Here is a 26,404-nt window from a genome sequence, read left to right on the forward strand (position 1 = left end):
ACTTATTTAAATTTCAATTTTGCAGAATTATTATTTTAAGCGAAACGAAGTGAAGTCGAAAAATCTTAAATATTTCAATAAAACTATTCATACTCATAGAAATCGGTGGGCTTCATGTTCAAAATTTAACATTCAACAGAAGCATTGTTTAAACATAAAAAAACTCGTTAGAGCAATTTCTAACGAGTTTTATTTTTTATTCGATATCGAAGATGATTTTCTCGGTTTGATCCTTTAAATCTTCTAAATTCGTATTGTTATAGATAATACAGTTCGCAAGCCTTACCTTTTCTTTTTCGGGCATTTGCTTCTCCATGACGGCTTCTACTTCGCGGTAGGTTTTCCCGTCTCTATCCATCACCCTTTTTGCTCTGATATTATCTTCGGCAGTAACGAGAATAGATTTGTAACATTGCCTGTTGAGTTTTAATTCAAACAGCAAAGCAGTTTCTTTAAAAACCAAATACTTTGTTTGCCTTTTCACCCAATCTTCAAAATCAATCCGAACGGCGGGATGAATAATTTCATTTAAACTTTGCAGTAAATCTTTATCATTAAAAACCTTTTCAGCTACAAATTTTCTGTTGTAAAGACCATTTTCATCATAAGCCTCATCACCTAGAAGCGCTTTGATTTTTAGCTTTAAATCATCGTTGTCATTTACAATATCCTTTGCTCTGTCATCCGAATAATACACCGGAAATCCGAACTCTTCAATGAATTTTGCAACCGTTGTTTTTCCCGAACCGATTCCGCCAGTTAAACCAATAATTTTGGGAGCAGATAACGGATCAGGTTCTGCTTTTTGAATTTCTGAATGTAATTCTTCCATACTTAAAAATTAATATCCAAAAACATCATTAAAAGTAAACGTCTCATCCAATCTCACCCCTTTTTCAGTCATTTTAAGACTTGCCAATTCGTTGTGAGCATCGTGTTCAAAGAACAACAAATATTCGTTATCTACACATTGTTTCAGAAATTTCCCTTTTTCCTCCAATGTTAAAAGCGGACGAGTATCATATCCCATCACATAAACCTGCGGAATATGTCCCGCTGTAGGAATTAAATCTGCTGCAAAAACAATCGTTTTATCTTGATATTGAAGAACCGGAAGCATTTGTTTTTCGGTATGTCCGTCAACGAAAATTACATCCATTTTCAAATCCGGAGCAAAGCCGTAATTTCCTGTTGTCGGAAGCGGCAAAAAGTTCAGTTGCCCACTCTCCTGAATAGGAAGAATGTTTTCCTTTAAGAAGCTTGCTTTTTCTCTAGCGTTCGGCTCTGTTGCCCATTGCCAATGGTTTTCATTCGTCCAGAACTGTGCATTCTTGAATGCTGGTCTGTAACCTGTTTTGTCATCATTCCATTCAATCGCGCCACCACAGTGATCAAAGTGAAGATGAGTCAAGAAAACATCGGTGATATCTTCTCTTACAAAACCGTATTTTTTTAAGTTTTTGTCTAAATTATCATCTCCCCAAAGCGAATAATGCCCAAAGAATTTGTCATCTTGTTTGTTTCCAAGACCACAATCAATTAAAATTAATTTTTTTCCGTCTTCCACCAAAAGAGAACGGGTTCCCAGTTCGATTAGATTTTTTTCGTCTGCAGGATTTGTTTTTTCCCACAAACTCTTTGGGACGACTCCGAACATGGCGCCGCCATCCAGTTTAAATTTTCCACATTGTATTGGATATAATTTCATATAATATTAAGTTTTTTATAATGTATTGTTTATTAATTTTCTTAATCTAAATAAACAAAGTTTATTTCTTATTTAAGTATAAAGTTCTTTAAATCTTAACTTCTTAATGTTTAAAATGAAAAGTATCAAAAGTAAAATTGCTTTTACAAACTTTTAAATAGCTAATTTTTCAAAACTAACATCTTTTGTACCTTTTGTGGTAAAAAAAAAACGACTTTATTTTTTCAATAGTTTCATTTTTTCGGCAATTCGTTTTCCGTTTTCATCACCATTTTCAAGATTTGAAATAATGTTTTGGAAATCGTTTTCCTTTCTGTTTTGAGATAGTTTTTGCTTAATAAAAATTTCAGTCGGAATGATTTTTAAACCAAAAGCACCTTTCATTTCCTTTTCTACAAATTCCTTTCCCATATCTTTCACCATCATCGGACATTGCTGAAAATTTTCGTATTTCGAAGTTAATTTATCTAAATGATTGTACAATTCATCGTGATTCATCAACTCAACTTTTCCATAAATCTGCACGGCTTCATAATTCCATGTTGAAACATTAATATGATCGTACCAACTACTCGAAATATAAGTATGTGCTCCCAAAAAATCACAAAGAACTTCATCTTCATTTTTAAGAGTTTTCGCTTGCGGATTGGCTCTGGAAATATGAGTTTCAATATAAATATTCTCCGGATCATCTTCATTCAACATCATCATAGCATGTGTCGCTCTGATTTTATCCACAGAAGAAATTAATAAAGCAAAAGAATTCTCTCTGATGATTTCTTTCAACAAATTGTAATCTTCACTTTTGTATAATTTAAGAACGAACATATTTTCAATAAACTTTAAACTTAAAACAAAGAACCTGGAACCTTAAAAAAGTTCTCCCGGATTTCTAGGAACTGCAATATTCAAATGTTTATACGCTTTTTCCGTCACTTCACGACCTCTCGGCGTTCTGATGATAAACCCTTCCTGAATTAAAAACGGTTCATAAACTTCTTCCAACGTTTCAGGATTTTCTGCTATTGATGTCGCCAAAGCCGAAATTCCTACAGGTTTTCCTTTAAAATTTTCAATCATGACACGCATGATTTTATTATCCATTTCATCTAAACCAAATTCGTCAACATTTAATGAATTTAAAGCATATTTTGTAATCTCAATTTCAATTTCTCCATTTCCTTTAATTTCGGCAAAATCACGAACTCTTCTCAAAAGAGCATTCGCAATTCTCGGAGTTCCACGGCTTCTTCTTGCAATTTCAATCGCTGCATCTTCGTAAATTTTCACACCCAAAACTCTGGCACTTCGGATGATAATCATCGACAATAATTCAATAGTATAATATTCTAATCTGCTTTGAATACCAAATCTTGCCAACATCGGTTTTGTCAACATTCCGCTTCTGGTAGTTGCTCCAACCAAAGTGAAAGGATTTAAACCAATCTGAACGCTTCTCGCGTTCGGACCCGTTTCCAGCATAATATCGATTTTATAATCTTCCATTGCAGAATACAGATATTCTTCCACAACAGGCGAAAGTCGGTGAATTTCATCAATGAAAAGTACATCGTTTTCTTCCAGATTGGTCAATAAACCTGCTAAACTTCCGGGTTTATCCAAAACGGGACCCGACGTAATCTTACAGTTTACACCCAATTCATTCGCGATAATATTGGCTAAAGTTGTTTTCCCCAGACCGGGAGGGCCATGTAAAAGTACATGATCGAGCGCACCACCACGTCTTTTGGCAGCCGTTACAAAAACCTCAAGATTTTCTAAGGTTTTTCGTTGTCCGGCAAAATCTTTAAAGCTCTGCGGACGAATCTGTTCTTCCTGCGCAAGCTCTTCACGGGAATAATTGTCTTTGTCTGGATGTAAAAAATCAGGCATTAATTCAATTTCATTTACCGTAAAGATAGGAAAATTGAGGTTAAGATTGGGATTGTGATAATGGAAAAATTAAGATTTGAGAACAAGAGATATTTTAAGTATTTTTGAGAGAGAAAAACAAGAAAAAAATTTTTTTGATCATTTCTACGCTGAGATTCCTACGGAATGACAAACTTTATGCAGATTTTTTGTCATGCTGAAAGCATCTAAGCAAAGTAAAATCAAAATTATTGATCTGAACTTTAGCTTTAAACTAAATAAATGAAACTTATAGGTCCTTTCAAGCAGGTCGTAACCCTTGCCAATCTTCCGTTAAGAGGAAAACTTTCTGACGAACAACTAGAAATCATTATAGATGGTGGAATTTTAATTAATGAAAATAAAATTCAAAAAGTCGGAAATTTCGAAACATTAAAATCCGAAAATCAAAATATAGAAATTGAAACGATCGAAGGTGAACAAATCGTTCTTCCGGCTTTCGTAGATTCTCACACTCATATCTGTTTTGGTGGAAACAGAGCGAATGATTTTGCGATGCGTAATGCAGGAAAGACCTATCTTGAAATTGCCGAAAGTGGAGGCGGAATCTGGAGTTCGGTTCAGCATACAAGAAGCGCTTCGGAGGAAGAATTATTAAAAACTTTATTGGAAAGAATCGATTTTTTAGTTTCTCTTGGAATTACTACGATTGAAGTAAAAAGTGGTTACGGATTAGACGTAGAAAACGAATTGAAAATGCTTCGAATCATTAAAAAATCTCAGGAACAAACAAAAGCGACTTTGGTTGCTACCTGTCTATCTGCTCATTTGAAGCCAAGAGATTTCGAGGGAAGCAACGAAGAATATTTACAGTATATTTTAAAGGAAATTTTACCGAAAGTAAAAGAAGAAAATTTGGCGAAGCGTGTTGATATTTTCATTGAAAAGTCAGCATTTCAGCCGGAAGAAAGTAAAGAATTCTTACTTAAAACTAAAGAATTAGGTTTTGAAAGTACCGTTCACGCAGACCAATTCACACCGGGAAGTTCAAGGATTGCAGTTGAGGTTGGAGCAAAATCTGCTGACCATTTAGAAGCTACAATTGACGAAGATATTGAGTTTTTAGCAAAATCAAACACAGTGGCGACGGCGCTTCCGGGTGCGAGTTTAGGATTGGGCGAAAAGTTTACTCCCGCAAGAAAATTGTTGGATGCTGGTGCAATTTTAGCCATCGCAAGTGACTGGAATCCGGGTTCTGCACCGATGGGAAATTTAATTACTCAGGCTTCAATTTTAGCGACTTTTGAAAAATTAACAACAGCAGAAGTTTTGGCTGGAATGACTTTCCGTTCAGCTTTTGCGCTTGGTTTGGAAGACAGAGGAAGATTAACAGAAGGTTTGAAAGCAGATTTTGTTACTTTTAAAACGAATAATTTCCAGAATGTTCTTTATAATCAGGGGAGTTTGAAGGCGCAGAGTGTTTATATTGATGGAGTTAGAATTTAAAATTTATATGATAACTGAATTTAGATGCTTTCAGCATGACAATCTGTACGGTCCAATATAGCGCAATATTTGTCATGCTGAAAGCATCTAAACACGTACTTTAACACAAATGATAAAAAATGCACGAATTAAATGAAGGAATCTATAAATTTTATGTTTACATCTTAACCAATAAAAACAGAACAGTTTTGTATACGGGAGTTACTGGAAATTTACATCAAAGATTATATCAGCATGTAAATAAAATTAATCCTTATAGCTTTACTGCAAAATATAATACTTGCTTCTTGATTTATTATGAAAGATTTGGATGGATACAACAAGCACAAGCAATAGAAAGAGAAAAGGAAATAAAACTTTTAAAACGAGATAAAAAAATTGAGCTTATAAGAAGCATAAATCCTAATTTAGAATTTTTTAATCATCTTTTTGAATATATTGGTTGAGATGCTTTCAGCATGACAACTATACACACAAATTAAAACCTATTAATGATGAACACTATTTGGCAAGGAAGATTAGACGGAGAAGAACTTCTTTTCCACAGAATATTTCAGAGAGTAAGGGAGGAAAGCAATTACGATTCGATTTCAACTAACGATTTCGTTTTGCATGGCTTTGCCGTGGATGAAGGTGTTAGAAGGAATAAAGGTCGACAAGGAGCAAAAGATGCTCCAGATATTATCCGTAAAAATATGGCTAATTTCCCGGTGATTCGTCCGAATTTCTCCTTGTTGGATTTTGGAAATGTCACTTGTGAAGATGGAAATCTGGAAAATACTCAGAATCAGCTTGCCAAAAATGTTTCAAAAGTTTTATTAAAAGGCGGAAAGTCGATGGTTTTGGGTGGCGGACATGAAGTGACTTACGCTCATTATTTAGGAGTAAAAACTGCTTTTCCCGAACAGAAAATAGGAATTATAAATATTGATGCTCATTTCGATAACAGGCAACCCGAAAACGGAGTAGGAGCAAGCTCAGGAACCGGTTTTTGGCAAATTGCTCAGGAAGGTGAAATTCATTCACTTCATATTGGGATTCAACGAAATTCAAATACCTTGAAATTATTTGATACCGCTCATCAATATGGAATGAAGTATATTCTTGCCGACGAACTTTTCTTTGAAAATCTTTCATCGATCTATCAACGAATTAATGAATTGCTGGAAAATGTTGATTATGTGTATTTAACGATTTGTATGGATGTTTTTAACGCTTCCATTGCGCCGGGAGTTTCCGCTTCTGCGTATAATGGGATCTTTGCAGATGCGACATTTATGCATTTTTACAGACATATTTTAAAAAGTGAAAAACTTTTGGCTTTGGATGTTGCTGAAGTTAATCCGAGTTATGATATTCAGGATCGAACGGCGAGACTGGCTGCAACGCTTATGAATGAATGGTTTATGGTTTAATATAGAAAGCCTTAACTTTGCGATAGAGAAAATCATTATTTTATTTCATTTAAAGGAACTAATTTTGTTGCTCTCAAAATGCTTTTACATAAAAGGCATTAATAAATTCAATCTTTTTTGAGTTTAAAACAGAAATTACATTATGGAACAATCAATTGAAAATAAACTTATCAAAGCAGATAAGGCATTTTCAGAATGGAGAAAAGTACCATTCGAAGACAAACAAAAACTCATTGCAAAAGCAGCCGAAATTTTAAAAACAAATGCTGAAAAATTTGGTACAATCATTACTCAGGAAATGAATAAACCTATTTCAGAATCGATTGCTGAGGTAGAAAAATGCGCTTTAATGATGAATTATTATGCAGATGCTGAGAATATTTTAAAACCTGAAAAAATTGACTCCGAGTTTTCGTATTCTGAAGTTCATTATGTTCCAAAAGGTGTAATTCTTGGAGTAATGCCTTGGAATTTTCCTTTCTGGCAAGTGCTTAGATTTGCAGTTCCTGCGATGTTAGCGGGAAATACCATTGTTTTAAAACATGCTTCTATCTGTTTCGGAAGCGGAAATGCTATTGAAAAAGTATTATTGGAAGCTGGTTTTCCTGAAGGAATTTTCCAGAATCTTGAGGTAGGACATCAGGCGGTAAAAGAAATTCTTGAGCATGATGCCGTAAAAGGTGTAAGTCTTACTGGAAGCGGAAAAGCAGGTGGGGAAGTAGCTTCAATTGCTGGTTTAAATATCAAAAAATCGTTGCTTGAATTAGGCGGAAGTGATGGTTTTATCATTTTTGATGATGCTAATTTAGATGAAGCAGCAAAAGCAGGGGCAAAATCCAGACTTCAAAATTGTGGACAAACTTGTACTGCTGCGAAAAGATTTATCATTGATGAAAAAATTGAAGATGAATTTTTACCAAAATTTATTGAAGAATTTAAAAAATACGAGATTGGAGATCCTTTAAATAAGGAAACGAAACTAGCCGGAATGGCAAGACCTGATCTTGCAGATGAATTGGAAGCTCAGTTTAACAGAGCATTAGAAAATGGCGCTGAAATTATTATTCCGTTGGAAAGAGTTTCTGATAATGAATTTAAACCGGGCCTAATTCGCGTACAGGAAGGAAATCCTATTCTACAGGAAGAACTTTTCGGACCGTTGGGAATGGTGATGATCGCTAAAAGTGATGAAGAAGCATTGCAAATGGCGAATGATATTCCTTTCGGACTTTCAAATTCTGTTTGGACGGCGAATAAAGATCGTCAGTTGTTCTTTATTGATAATCTTGAATCCGGAACGGTGAATATCAACAGAATGACGAGTTCTGACCCTCGTTTCCCATTCGGTGGATCAAAGGCTTCAGGTTACGGAACAGAGCTTTCTTTATTAGCTTTAAAAGAGTTTGTAACGGCAAGAACTATCGTAGGAAATTTTTAGAGGAAAGGAGGCTGTAAGAGGGGGGATGGAAGTTTACAAAGAGATTGCATAATGGACATCTAACTTCCAAATTTGTTCCTCCAGCTTCAAAACTTATAAAACAAAAAACTCACGAAAATTATTCGTGAGTTTTTTGTTTTTATGCGAAATGACTCGTTAATTAAACGGTTGTCAATCTCAATGTATTTGTTTTTCCACCTTCGTAAGACGGAGTAGCATTGATGTTGATTACAAAGTCTCCAGATTCGATAAATCCGTAGTTGTGTGTCAACATATTAACCTGGATAATAGTTTCGTCAGTAGATTTGTTCATATCATAATAATATGCGTGAACACCCCAAAGAAGGTTCAACATGTTGATCACTCTTTTGTTACCGCTGTAAACAATGATGTGAGAATCTGGTCTGTGAGCTGACAACTGGAAAGCCGTATAACCAGAACTTGTTAAAGTAACGATAGCAGAAACGTTAGTTGTTTTAGCAATTCTTACCGCAGCAAGACATACTCTGTTGGTGATGAATCTTTCATCAATACAGTCGAAGTCTTTTTCAATTGGTTCGTTTTTGTGTTGGTAAAAATGTGTCATCTCGATGTTTTTCACAATTTTAGCCATGTTTTCCACAACCTGAACTGGGTATCTACCTACAGAAGTTTCTCCTGAAAGCATTACCGCATCAGCACCATCCAATACAGAGTTGGCAACGTCATTTACTTCCGCTCTTGTAGGCGTTAAGCTGTTGATCATTGTTTCCATCATCTGAGTCGCAATAATTACTGGCTTAGAATAATATCTCGCTTTCTCTACCAATGTTTTTTGGATAGCAGGAACTTCTTCCATCGGAACTTCCACACCTAGGTCACCACGAGCAACCATTAATCCGTCACATTCCATTAAGATTTCATCGATATTTTTTACCCCTTCAGGCTTTTCAATTTTCGCGATGATCGGAGTTTTGAATTTACCGTTTGGATGCTTAGCAATTAATTCTTTCAAATCAATAATATCCTGAGCGTGACGCACGAAAGAAAGTGCTATCCAGTCCACCTCCTGATCTAGCATGAAGTTGGCATCCTGAATATCCTTTTCCGTTAATGCAGGAAGAGAAACGTTTGTATTAGGAAGGTTTACCCCTTTTTTAGAACTTAGAGGTCCCCCTTGAATTGTTTTTGCTTTTACAGTATCTACATCATTAGTTTCAGTAACTTCTAAAACCAATTTACCATCGTCAATAAGAATTCTTTCACCAACTTTCACATCTTGTGGAAATTGCTGATAAGTCATATAAACTTTTGTAGAATCACCTTCTATTTTCTCATTGGTAAAAGTAAGGATGTCACCTGGATTCAGGTAAGAACCTTCTTTTACAACCCCTACTCTTAGTTTCGGCCCTTGTAGGTCTCCCAAAATACCCACCGAATAACCATATTCCTTATTAAGTTCTCTGATTATTTCAATATTTGATCGAACTAAGTCGTAATCTGCATGTGAAAAATTGATTCTGAAAATGTCAACACCTGCTTTCATTAGCCCTAACATTACTTCCTTCGACGATGACGCCGGTCCAAGTGTCGCGATAATTTTTGTCTTCTTTAAATACTTATTCATAATACTGGATAATTTGATAAAGTTCCTCTTCAGAACCTAATGTATAATCTTGAATTGGAAACACAAGATTTTCAGGGAGCAAAATTACGGAAAAATCAGGAAACTGTTCCGAACTATGCAAAATATATTGCACATCTACCTGATTATTTAATAAAAATTTAATGTTATCTTCTCCTGAGAATAGCTCAGTCTGTTGTTTTTTTTGCTTACTTTCCGAAGATTTGTTTGAAATGAAAGTAAAGCAAGTCTTTGTAAACTTGTGGTAGGCCTCGAATCTTGAAAAATAGTAATCATAAAACGCCCCATGAAAAACGATATCTTGTTTTCTGGAAAATTTGAGGTCGTTGTTTTGATTTATTTTGTAGAAAAACTCATGATCGGGTATATGTTTTGCTAATCTTACCAATCCTATGGCAATATCTTCAAATTCTATATCGTCTAGATCATAAAGTTTTTGGATTTCCAAGTATGTTTTCTTTTTTGTTTAAAATATAAAATGCCCTTTGTGCTGCTTTTTCTTCTGCCTTTTTCTTGGAAGTCTCGGTGGCGTTGGCAATTTTTTCATCTCCCAGCCATACATGACATCGGAAGGTTATTGCCTTGTTCACCTGGATTTCCTCACAAGTTTCATACTTTATATTTAGCTTTTTCTTCTGGCTCCATTCGAGTAGAAGACCTTTGTAGCTTACAATTTTGTTTTCAAGCTTATTAATTTCGCTTGGCGTGAGCAATCTTTCCAGAATGATCTTTTTACAGGTATCATAGTGGAAGTCTAAATACACGGCGCCAATGAGTGCCTCAAATAAATTTCCGGAGATATTTTCGCCTAATGCCACAGATGCCTGTTTTTGCAACAGATCCGTAAGCTTTAGATCTTCTCCTAGTTTATTAAGATTTTTCCTATTAACAATCTTAGATTTCATCTGCGTCAGATATCCTTCATTAGCCTGAGGATAAGTCTGGAACAAATGACAAGAGATAATTGTACCCAAAACAGAATCTCCTAAAAATTCAAGCCTTTCGTAATTACTGTTATCCTGATTTTTAGAAGAATTTTTTAAAGAAAAAGCTTCGCGGTAAAGAGCTACATTCTGCACCTCAGTTCCCAGCATTTTATTTAATGCCATACTTAGGTTATAGTCTCTCTCTGTAAGCTGTCTTTTTCTTTTTTTGAGAAGGAATTTAGAAAAGTATTTCTGTAACTCCATTCAGTAAATTTAGATTTTCTTAAATAGAACGCAAGCGTTATGACCACCAAACCCAAAAGTATTACTCATGGCTACTTTTACATCTTTCTTCACAGCATCGTTGAACGTAAAGTTCAGTCTGCTGTCGATATTTTCATCATCAGTAAAATGGTTAATGGTAGGAGGAACAATACCATGAATAATAGTTCCCAACGCAGCAATAGCTTCAATCACTCCGGCTGCACCCAAAAGGTGACCTGTCATTGATTTTGTAGAATTGATCTGAATGTCGAAAGCGTGCTCTCCTAATAATTTTGAAATCGCGTTAGATTCTGCAATATCTCCTAATGGAGTAGACGTACCATGCATATTGATGTGATCTACTTCATCAGCAGTTAATCCTGCATCTTCCAGGCAATTTTTCATTACCAAGTAAGCTCCTAAACCTTCAGGATGAGGCGCTGTCATGTGATGTGCATCAGCACTCATACCGCCACCTTTTAATTCTGCATAGATTGTAGCACCGCGTTTTACCGCGTGCTCATATTCTTCAAGGATGATACATCCTGCTCCTTCGCCTAATACAAAGCCATCTCTGTCTTTATCGAAAGGTCTTGAAGCTGTTTTAGGATCATCATTTCTTGTAGAAAGTGCCATCATTGCATTGAATCCACCGACACCACTTGCTGTAACGGCTGCCTCAGAGCCTCCGCACACAATTACGTCTGCTTTTCCTAGTTGGATCAGCATTTTGGAATCAATTATAGCATTTGCTGAAGATGCGCATGCAGAAACAGTTGTGTAATTCGGTCCGTGGAAACCATATTCAATAGAAATATGTCCAGGAGTGATGTCCGCAATCATTTTAGGAATAAAGAAAGGGTTAAATCTCGGAATATCCGTATTTGCCCAACCTAAAACTTCAGTTTCAAAAGTCTCTAAACCTCCGATTCCGGAACCCCAGATTACTCCAACTCTGTTTTTATCTACATTGTCTTCAATAATTCCTGAGTGGGAAACTGCTTCTCTAGCAGCTACCAACCCAAGTTGTGTGTTTCTATCCATTTTTTTAGCCTCTTTCTTATCGAAATGGTCTAAAGGATTGAAACCCTTCACCTCGCAAGCGAATTTCGTTTTAAAGTTTGTGGCATCAAAAAGAGTAATCGGAGCGGCACCGCTCTCACCTTTTAGAAGATTTTCCCAGTATTCTTTTGCATTATTTCCAATCGGCGTTATTGCTCCAAAACCGGTTACAACTACTCTTTTTAATTCCATAAACTTTTTTTAATTTCTTTTTGTTGAAGAATATTATTTATTTACTACTTCTTCGATATAAGCGATAGCGTGTCCTACAGTAGTAATTTTTTCTGCTTGATCATCAGGGATTTGAATGTTAAATTCTTTTTCGAATTCCATGATAAGTTCAACTGTATCCAAAGAGTCTGCTCCTAAATCGTTAGTGAAGCTAGCTTCTGGAGTTACTTCTGTTTCTTCAACGTCAAGCTTATCAGCGATGATAGCTTTTACTCTTGATGCAATGTCTGACATAGTAAATTATTTTTTTAATTGTTAGATGGTGCAAATATATAAAATTCTTTACGATAAAACATTTTTTTACTCTTTTTTGTGGCGCGTAGGTATGTATTTTATAATATTTGAGGGTATTATTTTAGTTTTCAGGAGTTTATATTTTAACATTTAATGCAAAGGTTTCAGTTTAACTAAAATTAAATTTTTCTTAAACCCGATACTATATATAGTAAGAATTGAGTTTCAAAGAAAATGACTTTTTAAACAAAGTAAAGTTGAGCTTTTTAACAAACCAAAGAGGTGTGAAATTGATGGAAATTTGTATCAACAAAATTCAATAATAAAAAAAATGAAAAAAGTTTGGTTTATCACAGGAAGTTCAAAAGGTTTAGGTAAAAATCTTGTTGAAGCAGTTTTAGCAAAAGGAGATTACGTTGTGGCAACCGCAAGAAATTCTCAGCAGTTAAATGATTTGGTTGAAAAATATCCGGAACAGATTCTTGCGTTGGAACTGGATGTTCAGAACAAAGAACAGATTTATTCAACAGTAGAAAAAGCAGTGGATTATTTTGGAAGAATCGATGTATTGGTGAATAACGCAGGTTTCGGAATTACTGGAGCGGCAGAAGCTTTTACCAATGAGCAAGTCAGAAATCAGTTGGAAGTTAATTTATATGCGCCGATTGAAGTAACGAGAGCGGTTTTGCCTTATATGAGAAAACAACGTTCGGGAAATATTTTACAGATCAGTTCTGTTGGCGGTAGAGTAGGGAATGCGGGACTTTCTATTTATCAGGCGGCAAAATTTGGTCTTTCGGGATTTTCAGAATCATTAAGCAAAGAAGTTGCACCTCTCGGAATTAAAGTGACGTGCATTGAACCCGGTGGTTTCCGTACAGAATGGGCAGGTTCTTCGATGAGTTTTGCTAAAGATATTGAAGGATACGAATTAACCGTTGGAGGAATTAAAGAACATTTAACTTCAGGAAAATTTTTACCGATGGGTGATCCTGCAAAAGCGGCGAAAGTAATGATTGATGTTGTGGAAAACGAAAATCCTCCTTTGCATTTGGTTTTAGGTAGTGAAGCGGCGTCGATTTTGAGAGCAACCGACGAACAGAGAAAGGCAGAATTTGAAAAATGGCTGGATGTGACGATTTCTACCGATCATGATGAAGCGGTGAGTATGTTTGAAAGTGAATACGGTAAACAATATTTGGCTCACAAAGGTATTAGTTTAAAGTAAAAAGGTAAAAAAGCCAAGTTGATTGATGATAAAATAAGTTTTTATTTTTCAATCAGTTGTTCTTTGGTCTTATATTGAGTTATTTTAATTAATTGATGAGGCTGTAAAAAATGCAGTCTCATTTTCTTATTTTTGTATGAAATGAAATCTAAAAGAGAAGATTTTGGCAATATCGTTTATTCCTGTTATACGCAACTGAGCCGACAGGGAGAGCATTTTGTGTCGGATCATGTGCTGAGTTATCAAATTGCCGGAGACTTGGTTTTGAACGACGGTTTTCATGATTATTCAGCCAAAGATGGTTCTATCCGTTTTTTGAGGAGAAATCAGTTGTTGAAATTTATCAAGCAACCACCTCCGAATGGAGAATTTCAATCTTTGTCCATTTATCTCGATCAACAAACGTTAAAAGACTTTAGTGTTGAATATAATTTGATCTCCGAAAAAAAAGAGCATCATAAACCGTTGTGGTTATTGCATGAAAGTTCGGAGCTTCAAAATTATATGCATTCCTTATTAATATATCAAAATTCAGGAAAACTTTCAGATCCTCGTTTGGTTGATCTAAAAATAAAAGAAGCGCTGATTTTATTGCTTCAGGAAGATCCAGAATTAAAAAATATTTTGTTTGATTTTAATGAACCCGGCAAAATTGATATTGAAGCATTTATGAATAAAAACTTTCATTTTAATGTTAATTTAGATCGGTTTGCTTATTTAACGGGAAGAAGTTTAGCAACATTCAAGCGTGATTTTGAAAAGATTTTCGGAAGCACACCCGGAAAATGGTTGCTCAGAAAAAGATTGCAGGAGGCGCATTATTTAATTTTAGAAAAAGGAAAAATGGCTTCTGACATTTATCTTGATTTAGGGTTTGAAGATCTTTCTCATTTTTCATTTGCTTTTAAAAAACATTTTGGTGCATCGCCAAGTAAAATAATTTAGTTATAATAAAAAAATGAAGTTGAAATTTGTAGGTATAGCCTTATTGATGGGCTGTAATATGCTGTTTGCGCAGTCGAAAGGGAAAGTGATAAAAGTAAAAGACGGAGACACGGTCGTGGTCTTGTTGGGAAATAATCATCAGGAAACATTAAGATTAGCGGAAGTTGATTGCCCTGAAAATAGTCAGGCTTTTGGTAAAAATGCTAAACAATTTACCAGTTCGCAGGTTTTCGGTAAAAAAGTTACTTTTTATAGAATGAATAAAGATCGATACAAGCGTACGGTTGCTAAAATATTCTATGACAACGATAAATATCTGTCTGCCGAAATTATAAAAGCTGGTTTGGGATGGTGGTATTTTAAAGCATCCAAAGATTTAGATTTAAAAAATTATGAACTCATCGCCAGAAATAAAAAGATAGGACTTTGGTCTGATAAACGAGCAATTTCACCCTGGGAATTTAGAAGCAATAAGAAAAAGAAAAAAGAGATTTTGTAATTTACAAAACCTCTTTTGTGGAGTTGGAGGGTGTACTATGTGTTCAATTTTGAAAATCTATTTCTGCATGATGTAAGTTATGATTTGGCTGTTTTTCAATGTGTTTGTTAGTGTTTTTCATGTTGAGCTTATTGATGTAATTTGATTTGAATTTTAATAGTTTGTAATTTACCGTACAAAAATAATACATTTGTATGACAAAATGTACGGCTATAATGGCAACACTAAATTTCCTTTATCGATCTACTAGAGAAAACTCGAATCTAAATATCAGATTACTGTTTAGGCATAATTCAAATGATTATGTTATTGGGGCAAAAACTTTATTAAAAGTTAGTAAAGTTTATTGGGAAAAGCAGCATAATCAGAAAAGACCAAAAAATATTGATGTGGCTAATCGTCAATTAGAGGTTAAAAGTGAGATGAATAATATTGAAAATTTTATTTTATCAGCTTTTGACAAAATTGTTCCGGAATTAGTAAACAAAAACTGGCTACAGAATCAGATTGATTTATATTATAACAAAGAGCCTGAAAAAAACCTTATACCAACAGAACTTGTTAAGTTTATAGATTATTATAACGAGGAAAGGAAAAGTGAAATTACACTTTCGTCTATAAAAAAACATAAAGTTGTCAAACATAAATTGGAGCGATATGAGAAAGCTTTTCAGAAAATAGTTTTGATTTCGGATATTGATGAAAACTTCAAAGCTGAATTTGTTGAATATTGTAAATCTGAAAATTACGCATTAGGAACAATTCAAAGAGATTTAGTATTTATTAAAACCTTCTGTAACTATGCATATGAGAAAGGGCTAGATGTAAGCCGGAATCTTAATAAGTTAAGAATTAAGGTGAAAACAGAAATTAAGCATCCATATCTTTCTTTTGATGAACTTAAAGAAATTGAAAAAAAAGAGTTTAATGAAAGCTTAGACAATGTAAAGGATTGGTTAATTATTTCTTGTTATACAGGGCAAAGAATATCCGATTTCATGAATTTTTCTTCTAAAATGATTAGAGAAGAGAAAGGAAATAAATTGCTTGAATTTAAGCAAAAGAAAACGGGAAAACTAATGACTATTCCCCTGCATTCAAAAGTGTTGGCAATATTAGAAAAAAGGAATGGTGATTTTCCTAAAGCTATCTCCGATCAGAAATATAATGAAATGTTAAAGATTGTTTGTAAAGAATCTGGTATAACGGAAAAAATAAGTGGGAGTAAAAAAATGGAGATTGAACCGGATACGGGCATTTATAGAAAAGAAGAGGGATTATTTGAAAAATGGGAACTAATTGCTTCGCATGTGGGAAGAAGGTCTTTTGCATCTAATTTTTATGGAAAAATACCAACAAATTACCTTATTTATATTACGGGACATAGTACAGAAACAATGTTCTTAAATTACATTGGTAAGAGTAATAAAGATTTAGCACTTGAAATTACTAATTACTTTAATTAAACTATCTTAGAATGCGAATCAATAAGAATAATGAGCCTATTTACTTAGAAATAATATTAAGTGCTTATTTATATCATCGACATGAACTTAAGGATTTTTTTATAAGCCAGATTAAAGTTATCCAGAATAATTATTTTGTGAAAGAAATTAATATGCAGTTCAATTTTTTGAATGAAATAAAAATTCTTGAAAATTATATCATTAAAAAAACTGAAGTTGAAAAAAGCAATTTTGAAAGTGAAGATGCAATATATTTGGTTGAATATGAGTATGACAAAGTTACATACCATCTTCTATTAGAAAATTTTTATGTCATTAAAAAAGAGTTATTAAATGCATTGTTTCATTACCAGACTATAAATGAAAAGCAAGAAAAATGGTTCTATGTAGTCTTAGAATATGCTACTGGAGAATTTAGTAATTATAATAAGAGCAATTTGAATGCATCAAAAATTGCAAAAATTATAAAAGAAAAATATGAACTCGTAGATAATATTCCTCTAAATTATATTTCTGAAATAAGATATAATTTAGGGAATTCCAAGAACTATTTACAAGATAAAAATAAGGTTAAGGAAGTCTACAATTATTGTATAGCTAACAAAGATACAGTGAATATGACTGATGAATTTATAAAAATCTATTCAAACTTTCAATAACTACATTATTGTATAAAGTTTTATGAAAATGAATTATTCTCAAAAAATACCAGTATTGTGATAGTAGCAATGTAGTATATTGAATTTTGTCTAAAAAAAATATGGACAAGTCAATTATTCTACAAAGCATAGACAAAGTAACTCTTTCAGAAATTATTACAGAATCTGTAAGGGTTGAACTACAAAACCTTACTCAATCTTTAAATCCTAAAAGCCAAGATGAACTTTTGACTCGGGCTGAAGTATGTGAAATGCTAAAGATTGATGCCTCTACATTATGGCACTGGACAAATCAAGGGAAAATAAAAGCATATGGTATTGCTAACCGTAGATACTATAAAAAAAGTGAAATTCTTGATAGTCTTGTGGTGAAAAAAAGTAAGAAGTAATTATAACCTACAAGCTAATGGATGGTATTAGTGGAATTAGACATGGTATTTCAGATGATTGGAGTTCTGATGTTAATATAGGTTTGATGGGACGCTTTTATACTGCAACTGGGGTCATTGATGATAAAAATTTTAGTACAAAATATAAAGGACTGAGTTTATCGTTAAAGAAAAACGCCTCATCTATAATTTATGGCTTTCGAGGTTCTCTATGCAAGTTTTTTACTGATGGGAAAACGAATGCAATTGATTTTACACGATTGGATTTATTACAGACAATTGAAAAATTAAAAAAAGAATTATATGTAGATCCGGAAAAGACGGAAATACGAAGTTTTGAATATTGTGTAATTATAAAATGCCCATTTAATGTTGATTATCTTAAAAACTCAATTTTAACTCACAAACGTAAAAATTATTCTCTACTAACTGAGAAAGGAAAGGAATTCGGATTTATTTTCAAACATCAACGTTATCATTTTAAAATTTATTTTAAAGATTTTCAGGAGAAGAAAGAATGGAGCAATCGTTTAAAAATCGAAGTTGCAATAAAGAAAATGATTTTTGTTGATGGTCTCGGGATTAAGAATCTTTCGGATCTAACTAAAGAATTAGTTTGGGAAAAGCTTTCAGAATTGCTTTTTAAATTATGGAATGAAATTGTTTTTGTTGAAAAAGATAATTATGCTATCGAGAAGATGCGACCTCATGAAAAAACGAAATTTCAGTGTTTTCTTAATAGTAATTATTGGAGTAATTTAGAGCTGCTAAATGATAAGAATTTTTATAAGGCAAAGCAAAGGCTAGAAGTTTTAAATACAAAATATTTGATTAGAGAATCAGGAAAAGATATTATATCCAAACTTCTTAAAGAAAAATGTTTAGAGCTAATTAAAAGTGGCGAGAAATTAACCTGTTTTGAAAAGTTTATCGAGAAAGATGATAAGCGAGTTTTTAACCATTTAGATAATAGGTTTATTTCTACCCTAAATTTAAATAAAGAAAAGAATAAAATAGTAAGACCGTGTAAGAATATATTTTGTCAAAATGAATTAACTAGTATAAGAAGAAATGTTATGTATTGTACTAACGAATGCAGAATTGATTATTATAAAACGTTAAGTCGAATCAAAAAAAAGCTGTTTGGTTATGCAACTAAAAAATAGAGACTTGTAAAGGCAATTTAAAAGACACTGTAATGTCTATTAATAGGCTGTTTATTTAAATCGACAAATACTTTCTGCATTAAAAATATTACTATAGTAAGGGTGTCTTTACAAGATTGCTTAATTTAATAAGACTTTTTATTGATAAATCATTTCGGGTGATAAAAAGCTATGCTAATGTATATTTATAAAGGATTTATATTGTGTTCTAAATTTTTGTAGCCCGAAAAGAAACACTATAGTAAGGAAGCCGAAATCAAATATTAATTTTTGACTTGGATTCAGTAGCAAAATGTAATCACATATTAGTGCTATCAGAAAAATCATTAAATTTGAAACATTAATTTTACGATAACACAAGCGTAAGCTATCATTGCGGTTACAGAAAACTCGGAATCTTCTAAACAACCAACATTTGATAGACTTACGCCCGTGTCCTTATATGGGCGTGGGCGAAGTCTTTCTGGTTGTTGGGCATCCGAGTGCCTCTGTAACAGATTGGCTTTTGTCTCACGCCTTTTATGTTGTGATAATATACTACTTTGAGACGAGTAGAATAATTTTCAAAATTTATGAAAAGTATTTTGCTAAGATTTCTTTATCTCTTATACGGTTTCCCATAAGGATATTCATTGTCAAATATTTTTATTTGCCCAATAAGTACAAAACTATTTTTAACAATAATTATAATTAATATGAATTCAAAAAAATACTATATAGTATTATTGTTTATTGCAATTTCTAATAATGTTTTTTCGCAGGATGTAACCTCAATTCAAACACTCCCACCAAAGGAATCAATAGAAAAATTTACAGTAGATAAAGAGCAAGAATTAACAGATTTTTTAGTAGTTTCCTGTGAAGGTAAAACTAAAGAAGAATTGTATAAAAAATCTATAGAGTGGATAAATAAAACATTTAATAAACCAAGTGAAGTTATAAAAGCACAAGTTGAAAATGATTATATAAGGTTTCAAGGTGTCAGTAAAAATGAATATTGTTATCATAATTTGGTCACAATGTGTAGTGATATAAAATACGAAATTGAAGTTTCTGTCAAAGATGGAAAATATAAGTTTGACGTTTTAGATTTACAAAAAGGGGATAAAGATAAATATGGAATTATCAATTGGGGCGATGCTAAGTTTAAAAAAAGTTGGATGTATTTTAAAGGCAACGGGGAAGTGCGAAAAATGTATGCAGAAACAATGCCTAAAATAGCAAACTATTTCAATGTATTGAACCAAAGCCTTTATGATTATATTTATTCTCAAAACGAAGCGGCAAAAAAGAACAACTGGTAATTAATGATGAGGTTTAACATATTAGAGAGTAAATTTTTACTCTCTTTTTTTGTGAATGAATGGTAAATAAGCGGATATTTGTAAACCAATTAAGATATATACATATCGTAGAGGTTATAAGCATATTAAATTATAAGTAAAATGTTATCACAAGATATAAAAAATAAAGTTCAATCTTTATGGGATAGATTATGGGCAGGAGGTCTTTCAAATCCAATTGAAGCTATAGACCAAATATCATATCTTCTATTTATGAAAAGACTTGAAAATTTCAAAGCGAATTTAGAGGATCAATATAAATGGAGTATTTATAATGAGTATTTGGGGAATAATTTGTTAAATCATGTAAAAGAAGTGGTTTTTAATTATATAAAAAATGATTTAGCTTCCTCTAATGATGCTTACGCAATAGCAATGAGTGATGCTGTTTTTAAATTTAAAAGTCCAGCATTACTTCGAGATGCCATGAATTATATTAATGATATTTATGTCTTAATAGATAACGAGATAAAGCATAAGAATAATGACTTTCAAGATATTCAAGGTGATGTGTATGAGCACTTATTATTACAAACTAATGAAGCAGGTAAAAATGGACAGTTTAGAACGCCTAGACATATAATTTACTTAATGGCTAATTTATTAGATTTGGATGTTGACGGTAAAATTTGTGATATTACATCGGGATCTGGAGGATTTCTTGTAGGAGCATATCAATACTTGCTTACTAAATATTCAAAAAGAATAACAAATGATGAAGATGGTCTTCCTCGGGGTTTAGATGGTGAAAATCTGAGTGAAAATCAGCGAAAAAAATTAAAAGAACAAACTTTTTTTGGCTTTGATATAGATCAAACAATGGTTAGGATTGGGGTAATGAATTTAATGATGCACGGAATTGAAAAGCCAAATATCGTATATACAGATTCGCTATCCGAAGATTATGAGAGCATTGAATTACTAAGGATGGAAAAGAAAAAGTTGGATGATATAAAAAGTAAATCGATTCAAGGTCTTTATAAATATATATTGGCAAATCCTCCGTTTACTGGAAAAGTTGATAGCATAAGAATAAGTCAAAATTTGGATAGAGTTTATCCCCCGCAATTTGATAAGGAAGAAAATAGAAAAAATATAACTGTACAGTCAGAATTGTTATTCCTTGAAAGAATTATTTATATGCTTGAAGAAGGAGGGCGTGCGGCTGTAATTGTTCCGGAAGGTGTTCTGTTTAATTCTGGAAAGTCTCATAAAGCTATCCGAAAGCTTTTACTAACGGATTGTACTTTAGAAGGGCTTATTTCATTACCAAGTGGTGTTTTTCTCCCTTATACAGGGGTGAAAACATCTATTTTGCTTTTTTCTAAAAGAAAATATAGGAATAAAGAGGATGATTTACAATCAGTAAAGGTTTGGTTTTATGGAATGGAATCTGATGGCTATTCTTTAGACAATGCAAGAAAAAGAACCATTGATTTTCCCTTAAAGGATACACTTGAGGGATGGAAAAATAAGAAACATGAAGATCAGTCAAATCTTGAACTAAATCATTTTGAAATCCCAATTGAAAAAATCATAGAAAATGATTTTGAATTGAATTTTAATTTATATAAGGAGTACTTATATAAACCTCAAGAGTTTGAAAGAAAAGATGCTCTTTTAGAAAAATTGAAAGAAATAGAGGCTTCTATTTCAGAACAATTAAAACAATTAGATAAATTGTAATATGGAATTTGTCGAATATACAATTGGTGAATTAGCGAAATCAATCCGCACAGGAACAACACCGACAAAAACTAATGAAAAGTTTTTTGACGGAGATATTTTATGGATTACACCTTCAGATTTTAAGGGACAAATGACTATCAAAGAAGCCGAATTAACAATTTCTAAATTAGCTGTAGAGTCTAGAAAAGCTTTTTTATTTAATAAAGACACTGTTTTAATAACTACTATCGGAGAAATTGGTAAGGTGACAATAAATAGGTTTCCTATTGCGTCCAACCAACAAATTACTGGGGTTGAACTTCATCAAGGAATAATATTACCTGAGTTGTTTTACTATTGGGTGAAGTTAAATAAAGGGCTATTAGAATTTAAAGCTAATAAGGCAATTATTTCAATCCTTACTAATAAACATCTAAGAAAAGTAAAAGTTGTTTTTCCAAAGAGTTTAACGGATCAACAAAAGATAGTTTCTGAACTTAATCAATTACAAGATGTAATTGATTTGAAAATTAAAGCTGTAGAAATTATTGAAAAACTTAAAAAAACTTACTTTTTAGAATACTTTTTGGAGAACCCACAATCTAAGGAATGGAAGTATATTAGAATTGATGAAACTAGGGCTGTTAAAAATACAAAATATGGACTGACAGAAAAACCAAATTCAGATATGGATGGATATCCTGTTGTAAGGATGAATAATATTACTTATAACGGAGACATTAATCTTTCCAATTTGAAATATGTTACAATAACAAAAGAAGAGTTTGAATCTAGTCAAATTCAAGATAGAGAAGTACTTTTTAATAGAACAAATAGTCCTGATCTTGTAGGTAAAGTAGCTGTATGGGATAAAGGGCTAGGTTATACTTATGCAGGATATTTATTCAGAATAATATTAGATGAAGAAATATTAAATCCATATTACTTTAGTGGTTTCTTTAATTCTTCATTTGGTAAATATGTATTAAGAAATAAAGCTCGAATTTCAGGTAACTTAGCTAATATTAGTGTTTCAAATCTATTAAAGCAGAAAATTCTTGTGGCTCCTTTGGACTTACAAAGAAAATATGAGAATATTTGTAATACTTTGAATTCAATGAAGGAAAGGTTACAAGTTTCCTTAAATATATTTCAACAATTATTTGAGTCCCATCTTCAAAAGTCTTTTCTCTTTGAAGATACTTCTGAATTGAGAAATGAAACTTATGATGAATCAGAAATTTTTGAAGAACTGTTGATGACTTTCAAATTTGAAGAATTGAAGGACAAAAATAGACTGAACATATTATTAAAATGGATTGAAGAGAATAAGTTTTCAGATTTTGAAAAGTATGATGTTGCTTTTAAGCACCTTTTGTTATTATTAGAGAAAGGGGTAGTTGAGCAAAAAAGCATTAGAGGTAAAATAAAACTAAGGGTATCAGAATGAAACTACTAAAATTGGAAATCAATTCAAATTATGGCAGTATAAAGAAAGGTTTTAAGCTTTCTTTCAGAGATGAATTGGGGGAATTTCTTGAACCTAAAATTCTCAGTAAGGAATGGAATAACTTTCATCCATTTTGTTTTGCTGGGTTGAATGGTAGTGGAAAATCAAATGTTCTCGAAGCTTTAGCAAATATTTTTTACCATATAGAGAGTTGTGCAAATGTGAATCAACCACAAGTTTTCGTGGATAATTTCGACGAAAAAGATTGTAAACCTGATGCCTTTCTATTGCAATATTATATTTTAAAGGAGAAAGGTGCAAAGCCAAGTATTGAAAATTTTACGTTAGTAACTATTCAAAAAAAAGTTGGGAAGCAACCAGAAGTTAATCATCAACCATATCCTTTTAATGGTGAAAAAATTAAAGTCTCTGTTGTAGCTCAAAAGAATGGCAAGATACAGGCGGAAGCTAAAAAGTATCTTCCGGATTTGGTTATTGGTTATTCTTCAGGTGAGAATGAGATATTAAGTATTCCGTTTTTAAAAACTCGCTTGGTACATTTTGATGAGTATTTAGAAGCATTAAATGAAAATTTAAAATATAATGAGCCAGAGAGTAGCTTAATCTATATTGATTATGAAATGAGTCAGGCGGTTTTACTTTCTAATTATATCTTTCAAGGAGATTCCGTGTTAGAACCATTAAAAACTGAACTAGGAATAAAGAGTATTAAACGCTTTAGAATGAATATCAATAAGCATTTAGAGGGAAGTAATAATATTATTGATAGGTATTCAGAAACACTTAATAAATTTAAGAAATGTTGCACATCTTATTACGAAAATGACAAAAATCTTACGTTAGATTTTTGTGTCAACTCTGAAACTAAAAAGGCATTTGATATAAACTTTAAAAATGGAATATTTGAGCTTTTCAGATCTTTCCAAATTCTGTATACTTTAAATTACCGGACTGTTGATAATACAATTAAATCTGATGTATATCAATCTAAGGGATATTATACTGATGGAAAGGTACCACGACCAGCACCTGAAGAAACTGTATTTCACTTCTTAGATTACTATATTGAAAAAGAGAATATTGTAACCAAAGAGATTTCGCATCTATTAATGAAAAACCTGTCTGATGGAGAACAACAATTTTTACATACATTAGGGATTTGTTTAATGCTTAAAGATAAATCAGCGATTTTGTTATTAGATGAACCCGAAACTCATTTCAATCCTGATTGGCGTTCAAAATTTATTAGAACTTTACAAAGAAGTTTGTATGCTAGTAAAGCAAGAAATATAATGAAAGATATATTAATAACATCTCATTCGCCCTTTATAATATCAGATTGCTTTCCAGATAAAGTTATAGTGTTTAATAAAGGTGAAAATCCTAAAAATGCTCAAAAAATGAGTTTTAGGACATATGGAACTTCTACAGATTTAATTATGGAAAATTTATTTAATAAAAGTTTTACAATAGGGGAGAAGTCTAGAAGTGAGATTGAAGATTTACTTAAAGAAATTGAGGATGAAAAATCTTTAACAAGTAAAGAGGTTACGAAATATAAAAATAAAGTTTCTCACTTAGGAGATTCAATGGAAAAAATATTATTATTTGCAAAATTAAATGAATTAGAAATAGAATAATGCTCAAAGCTTATAAACCAGTTAATTACAAGATAAAGGATATTCATAAACTAATTGAATTTTTAGTTACAGAGGTTTGGTGTAAGGCTGATAGGAAATTACCTAAAACTAGGCTGAATGCAGAACTCAAATCTATTTATGAAAATAGTGATTATGAATGGTTTAAAGATTCTGTGGACAAAATATATATATTATTTAAAGATAAATCTTTTAGTCAAGCAGATAAGGATAATTTTCATAGAGTTTTCATTAATAACAATGAGATTGAAAAATTATGTAATGGAACAAATAGTCCTATTTATGCAAAAGATTTTAATCCTATCATCAAAGATGCAATTGTTGAATTCTTTTCACAGTTATATACAAAATTTTTAGGTTGGAAAGTTATTAAGGATAATTATGGAACTAAAAAAGGGTATTATGATATACTTGTGTCAAGAACTAATCATTTTAAAGAATGTCCTTGTTGTGGATATGGTGATTTGAAAACTTGGTTTTCTGAAAGTAGGTCTGCTTTTGACCACTACTTACCAATTAAACATTACCCCTTATCTTCAATCAATTTTGATAATTTAGCACCTATATGTGATGAATGTAACGGAAGAGGTGTGAAAGGTGAAAAAGATATTCTATTTAAAGGAAGGAAGAAAGCTTTTTATCCATTTAGTAAAACACACTCACCTATAAACGTTAGTGTTGATTTTGATACATCAATAATATCGTTTATTGTAAGCGAAATAAATGATGAGAAATTTGATAAAAATTCATTCAGAATTGGTTTTAGTATCTCTTCTCCAGAAGTTAATTCATGGAATAAAATTTATAAAATTGATTCTCGCTATAAGGGTAAATTAGCCGACAATAAATGCGGTTGGTTTAGAAAAGTAAAAAAACAATTCGAATTAGAATATTTAAAAAATAAAAAATATAGTGCTGTTGATGCTTTTGAGCATATAATTAAACTTGATGACGAAGACCACCTGTCGCTCCTAAAAATACCCTATCTAACTAAATTAAAAAGTTTTAAATCTTTAGTAAAAGCAGTTGAAGAAGTTTCTGGTAGTTCTACTATCAAAAAAGTGCGAAAATAATTGTACCGTACAATAACAATACATTTTTCAAAAATTAAAAAGCCTAAATAATTATATATTAGTTATTTAGGCTTTTGTTTTGTGGAGTTGGAGGGATTCGAACCCTCGTCCAAACAAGCAATACATAAGCTTTCTACATGCTTATTCTACTATTGATTTTCGACCGGAGGCAGAGAGTAGACACCCAACTTCCGGCTTATCTTCTGAGGTTTTCGAGTTTTAGCCAAAGCATCTAAAACCTTATTTCCGCATTCCTATATCCCAGGATCAAACGCCGCAGAACAGAGCATTTGTGGAATATCTTGCTCCCTTACTAAAGTCTTCGGGGAAACGCTTGATCTACTATACTTCGATATTAAGCTGCAAGAGCGAACTCTTCGTTGCCAGTTAAAATTTTGTAGCAAGGGATTAAAGAGATCGCGCTACGGTTCTCTGCATGCTTACTTACCCATTGACCTTGCTGTCGAAACCAGTCAACCCCATAAATAAAGTGAATGCAAAGATAAGACTTTTGTTTAAATATGATTAATATTGATGATAGCTTTTTTTGATATTAATT

At 32.4% G+C, this 26,404-nt stretch carries 25 protein-coding genes and 1 other RNA gene; 16 read left to right on the plus strand and 10 right to left on the minus strand.

Annotated elements, in window-relative coordinates; all coding sequences use genetic code 11:
* Positions 1–196: 196 nt before the first annotated feature.
* From coaE to ruvB, 4 genes are all read right to left on the minus strand, one after another.
* On the minus strand, positions 197–832 hold the full coding sequence (coaE, locus tag ABEG63_RS00745) for a dephospho-CoA kinase (protein WP_346582197.1): 636 nt from the start codon (positions 830–832) through the stop codon (positions 197–199).
* A gap of 9 nt (positions 833–841) precedes the next feature.
* Positions 842–1,708 carry an MBL fold metallo-hydrolase gene (locus ABEG63_RS00750; RefSeq protein WP_346582198.1) on the minus strand — a complete coding sequence of 289 codons (867 nt, stop codon included), beginning with the start codon at positions 1,706–1,708 and terminating at the stop codon, positions 842–844.
* A 216-nt stretch (positions 1,709–1,924) separates the two neighbouring features.
* A complete protein-coding gene (locus ABEG63_RS00755; RefSeq protein ID WP_346582200.1) occupies positions 1,925–2,536 on the minus strand; it encodes an FMN-binding negative transcriptional regulator in 612 nt (203 codons plus the stop codon).
* Between the two features lie 42 nt (positions 2,537–2,578).
* Positions 2,579–3,601: a Holliday junction branch migration DNA helicase RuvB gene (ruvB, locus tag ABEG63_RS00760; RefSeq protein WP_346582202.1), complete on the minus strand. Its 1,023-nt coding sequence runs from the start codon at positions 3,599–3,601 to the stop codon at positions 2,579–2,581.
* A 261-nt stretch (positions 3,602–3,862) separates the two neighbouring features.
* Here ruvB and hutI point away from each other — a divergent pair, with 261 nt between their 5' ends.
* From hutI to ABEG63_RS00780, 4 genes are all read left to right on the plus strand, one after another.
* Positions 3,863–5,086, plus strand: a complete 1,224-nt coding sequence (hutI, locus tag ABEG63_RS00765) for an imidazolonepropionase (RefSeq protein ID WP_346582204.1) — start codon at positions 3,863–3,865, stop codon at positions 5,084–5,086.
* 119 nt (positions 5,087–5,205) lie between these two features.
* Positions 5,206–5,532: a GIY-YIG nuclease family protein gene (locus ABEG63_RS00770; protein WP_346582206.1), complete on the plus strand. Its 327-nt coding sequence runs from the start codon at positions 5,206–5,208 to the stop codon at positions 5,530–5,532.
* Positions 5,533–5,580: 48 nt separating this feature from the next.
* The gene (gene hutG, locus ABEG63_RS00775) at positions 5,581–6,501 is read left to right on the plus strand and encodes a formimidoylglutamase (protein ID WP_346582829.1); all 921 of its coding nucleotides are present in this window, start codon (positions 5,581–5,583) and stop codon (positions 6,499–6,501) included.
* A 142-nt stretch (positions 6,502–6,643) separates the two neighbouring features.
* Positions 6,644–7,939: an aldehyde dehydrogenase family protein gene (locus ABEG63_RS00780; protein ID WP_346582208.1), complete on the plus strand. Its 1,296-nt coding sequence runs from the start codon at positions 6,644–6,646 to the stop codon at positions 7,937–7,939.
* A gap of 160 nt (positions 7,940–8,099) precedes the next feature.
* Here the strand turns inward: ABEG63_RS00780 and pyk are convergent, their stop codons facing one another.
* Genes pyk through ABEG63_RS00805 form a run of 5 tightly spaced genes read right to left on the minus strand, consistent with a single transcriptional unit; the run spans position 8,100 to position 12,280 of the window.
* Entirely contained in the window at positions 8,100–9,545 is a 1,446-nt protein-coding gene (gene pyk / locus ABEG63_RS00785) for a pyruvate kinase (protein ID WP_346582210.1), read from the minus strand.
* Positions 9,538–10,011: an IPExxxVDY family protein gene (locus tag ABEG63_RS00790; protein WP_267402247.1), complete on the minus strand. Its 474-nt coding sequence runs from the start codon at positions 10,009–10,011 to the stop codon at positions 9,538–9,540. Before ABEG63_RS00790 ends, pyk begins: the two co-directional genes overlap by 8 nt.
* A complete protein-coding gene (gene rnc / locus ABEG63_RS00795; protein ID WP_267402246.1) occupies positions 9,989–10,753 on the minus strand; it encodes a ribonuclease III in 765 nt (254 codons plus the stop codon). The genes ABEG63_RS00790 and rnc overlap by 23 nt, the downstream gene beginning before the upstream one ends.
* 9 nt (positions 10,754–10,762) lie before the next feature.
* On the minus strand, positions 10,763–12,007 hold the full coding sequence (gene fabF / locus ABEG63_RS00800) for a beta-ketoacyl-ACP synthase II (protein WP_267402245.1): 1,245 nt from the start codon (positions 12,005–12,007) through the stop codon (positions 10,763–10,765).
* 33 nt (positions 12,008–12,040) lie between these two features.
* Positions 12,041–12,280, minus strand: coding sequence for an acyl carrier protein (locus ABEG63_RS00805; RefSeq protein WP_002976354.1), 240 nt, complete (start codon positions 12,278–12,280; stop codon positions 12,041–12,043).
* Positions 12,281–12,611: 331 nt separating this feature from the next.
* Here ABEG63_RS00805 and ABEG63_RS00810 point away from each other — a divergent pair, with 331 nt between their 5' ends.
* From ABEG63_RS00810 to ABEG63_RS00865, 12 genes are all read left to right on the plus strand, one after another.
* Positions 12,612–13,508: an oxidoreductase gene (locus ABEG63_RS00810; RefSeq protein WP_346582213.1), complete on the plus strand. Its 897-nt coding sequence runs from the start codon at positions 12,612–12,614 to the stop codon at positions 13,506–13,508.
* A gap of 141 nt (positions 13,509–13,649) precedes the next feature.
* Entirely contained in the window at positions 13,650–14,453 is an 804-nt protein-coding gene (locus ABEG63_RS00815; protein WP_346582215.1) for an AraC family transcriptional regulator, read from the plus strand.
* 13 nt (positions 14,454–14,466) lie between these two features.
* A complete protein-coding gene (locus tag ABEG63_RS00820; RefSeq protein WP_346582217.1) occupies positions 14,467–14,952 on the plus strand; it encodes a thermonuclease family protein in 486 nt (161 codons plus the stop codon).
* A 215-nt stretch (positions 14,953–15,167) separates the two neighbouring features.
* On the plus strand, positions 15,168–16,418 hold the full coding sequence (locus tag ABEG63_RS00825) for a phage integrase SAM-like domain-containing protein (protein WP_346582219.1): 1,251 nt from the start codon (positions 15,168–15,170) through the stop codon (positions 16,416–16,418).
* An 11-nt stretch (positions 16,419–16,429) separates the two neighbouring features.
* Positions 16,430–17,077 (plus strand): hypothetical protein, encoded by a 648-nt coding sequence (locus ABEG63_RS00830; protein ID WP_346582221.1) that lies wholly within the window; start codon positions 16,430–16,432, stop codon positions 17,075–17,077.
* A gap of 101 nt (positions 17,078–17,178) precedes the next feature.
* The gene (locus tag ABEG63_RS00835; RefSeq protein WP_346582222.1) at positions 17,179–17,466 is read left to right on the plus strand and encodes a helix-turn-helix domain-containing protein; all 288 of its coding nucleotides are present in this window, start codon (positions 17,179–17,181) and stop codon (positions 17,464–17,466) included.
* Between the two features lie 17 nt (positions 17,467–17,483).
* Positions 17,484–18,632 (plus strand): hypothetical protein, encoded by a 1,149-nt coding sequence (locus ABEG63_RS00840; protein WP_346582224.1) that lies wholly within the window; start codon positions 17,484–17,486, stop codon positions 18,630–18,632.
* A 695-nt stretch (positions 18,633–19,327) separates the two neighbouring features.
* Positions 19,328–19,936, plus strand: coding sequence for a DUF4468 domain-containing protein (locus tag ABEG63_RS00845; protein WP_346582226.1), 609 nt, complete (start codon positions 19,328–19,330; stop codon positions 19,934–19,936).
* A gap of 141 nt (positions 19,937–20,077) precedes the next feature.
* Positions 20,078–21,661 carry an N-6 DNA methylase gene (locus ABEG63_RS00850; protein WP_346582228.1) on the plus strand — a complete coding sequence of 528 codons (1,584 nt, stop codon included), beginning with the start codon at positions 20,078–20,080 and terminating at the stop codon, positions 21,659–21,661.
* A gap of 1 nt (position 21,662) precedes the next feature.
* Positions 21,663–23,093: a restriction endonuclease subunit S gene (locus tag ABEG63_RS00855; RefSeq protein ID WP_346582230.1), complete on the plus strand. Its 1,431-nt coding sequence runs from the start codon at positions 21,663–21,665 to the stop codon at positions 23,091–23,093.
* Positions 23,090–24,754, plus strand: a complete 1,665-nt coding sequence (locus ABEG63_RS00860) for a restriction system-associated AAA family ATPase (RefSeq protein ID WP_346582232.1) — start codon at positions 23,090–23,092, stop codon at positions 24,752–24,754. The genes ABEG63_RS00855 and ABEG63_RS00860 overlap by 4 nt, the downstream gene beginning before the upstream one ends.
* The gene (locus ABEG63_RS00865) at positions 24,754–25,845 is read left to right on the plus strand and encodes a hypothetical protein (RefSeq protein ID WP_346582233.1); all 1,092 of its coding nucleotides are present in this window, start codon (positions 24,754–24,756) and stop codon (positions 25,843–25,845) included. Before ABEG63_RS00860 ends, ABEG63_RS00865 begins: the two co-directional genes overlap by 1 nt.
* 79 nt (positions 25,846–25,924) lie before the next feature.
* On the opposite strand, the gene ssrA is transcribed toward ABEG63_RS00865, so the two are convergent.
* Positions 25,925–26,326, minus strand: a transfer-messenger RNA (tmRNA) gene (gene ssrA / locus ABEG63_RS00870).
* Positions 26,327–26,404 lie beyond the last annotated feature (78 nt).

The organism is Chryseobacterium sp. C39-AII1, from assembly GCF_039672645.1.
Taxonomy (GTDB): domain Bacteria; phylum Bacteroidota; class Bacteroidia; order Flavobacteriales; family Weeksellaceae; genus Chryseobacterium.

Excerpts from the sequence above, each read along its gene's own strand:
- coaE (WP_346582197.1), bottom strand. The coding sequence starts at position 832 with ATGGAAGAATTACATTCAGAAATTCAAAAAGCAGAACCTGATCCGTTA.
- ABEG63_RS00750 (WP_346582198.1), bottom strand. The coding sequence starts at position 1,708 with ATGAAATTATATCCAATACAATGTGGAAAATTTAAACTGGATGGCGGC.
- ABEG63_RS00755 (WP_346582200.1), bottom strand. The coding sequence starts at position 2,536 with ATGTTCGTTCTTAAATTATACAAAAGTGAAGATTACAATTTGTTGAAA.
- ruvB (WP_346582202.1), bottom strand. The coding sequence starts at position 3,601 with ATGCCTGATTTTTTACATCCAGACAAAGACAATTATTCCCGTGAAGAG.
- hutI (WP_346582204.1), top strand. The coding sequence starts at position 3,863 with ATGAAACTTATAGGTCCTTTCAAGCAGGTCGTAACCCTTGCCAATCTT.
- ABEG63_RS00770 (WP_346582206.1), top strand. The coding sequence starts at position 5,206 with ATGCACGAATTAAATGAAGGAATCTATAAATTTTATGTTTACATCTTA.
- hutG (WP_346582829.1), top strand. The coding sequence starts at position 5,581 with ATGAACACTATTTGGCAAGGAAGATTAGACGGAGAAGAACTTCTTTTC.
- ABEG63_RS00780 (WP_346582208.1), top strand. The coding sequence starts at position 6,644 with ATGGAACAATCAATTGAAAATAAACTTATCAAAGCAGATAAGGCATTT.
- pyk (WP_346582210.1), bottom strand. The coding sequence starts at position 9,545 with ATGAATAAGTATTTAAAGAAGACAAAAATTATCGCGACACTTGGACCG.
- rnc (WP_267402246.1), bottom strand. The coding sequence starts at position 10,753 with ATGGAGTTACAGAAATACTTTTCTAAATTCCTTCTCAAAAAAAGAAAA.
- fabF (WP_267402245.1), bottom strand. The coding sequence starts at position 12,007 with ATGGAATTAAAAAGAGTAGTTGTAACCGGTTTTGGAGCAATAACGCCG.
- ABEG63_RS00805 (WP_002976354.1), bottom strand. The coding sequence starts at position 12,280 with ATGTCAGACATTGCATCAAGAGTAAAAGCTATCATCGCTGATAAGCTT.
- ABEG63_RS00810 (WP_346582213.1), top strand. The coding sequence starts at position 12,612 with ATGAAAAAAGTTTGGTTTATCACAGGAAGTTCAAAAGGTTTAGGTAAA.
- ABEG63_RS00815 (WP_346582215.1), top strand. The coding sequence starts at position 13,650 with ATGAAATCTAAAAGAGAAGATTTTGGCAATATCGTTTATTCCTGTTAT.
- ABEG63_RS00820 (WP_346582217.1), top strand. The coding sequence starts at position 14,467 with ATGAAGTTGAAATTTGTAGGTATAGCCTTATTGATGGGCTGTAATATG.
- ABEG63_RS00825 (WP_346582219.1), top strand. The coding sequence starts at position 15,168 with ATGGCAACACTAAATTTCCTTTATCGATCTACTAGAGAAAACTCGAAT.
- ABEG63_RS00830 (WP_346582221.1), top strand. The coding sequence starts at position 16,430 with ATGCGAATCAATAAGAATAATGAGCCTATTTACTTAGAAATAATATTA.
- ABEG63_RS00835 (WP_346582222.1), top strand. The coding sequence starts at position 17,179 with ATGGACAAGTCAATTATTCTACAAAGCATAGACAAAGTAACTCTTTCA.
- ABEG63_RS00840 (WP_346582224.1), top strand. The coding sequence starts at position 17,484 with ATGGATGGTATTAGTGGAATTAGACATGGTATTTCAGATGATTGGAGT.
- ABEG63_RS00845 (WP_346582226.1), top strand. The coding sequence starts at position 19,328 with ATGAATTCAAAAAAATACTATATAGTATTATTGTTTATTGCAATTTCT.
- ABEG63_RS00850 (WP_346582228.1), top strand. The coding sequence starts at position 20,078 with ATGTTATCACAAGATATAAAAAATAAAGTTCAATCTTTATGGGATAGA.
- ABEG63_RS00855 (WP_346582230.1), top strand. The coding sequence starts at position 21,663 with ATGGAATTTGTCGAATATACAATTGGTGAATTAGCGAAATCAATCCGC.
- ABEG63_RS00860 (WP_346582232.1), top strand. The coding sequence starts at position 23,090 with ATGAAACTACTAAAATTGGAAATCAATTCAAATTATGGCAGTATAAAG.
- ABEG63_RS00865 (WP_346582233.1), top strand. The coding sequence starts at position 24,754 with ATGCTCAAAGCTTATAAACCAGTTAATTACAAGATAAAGGATATTCAT.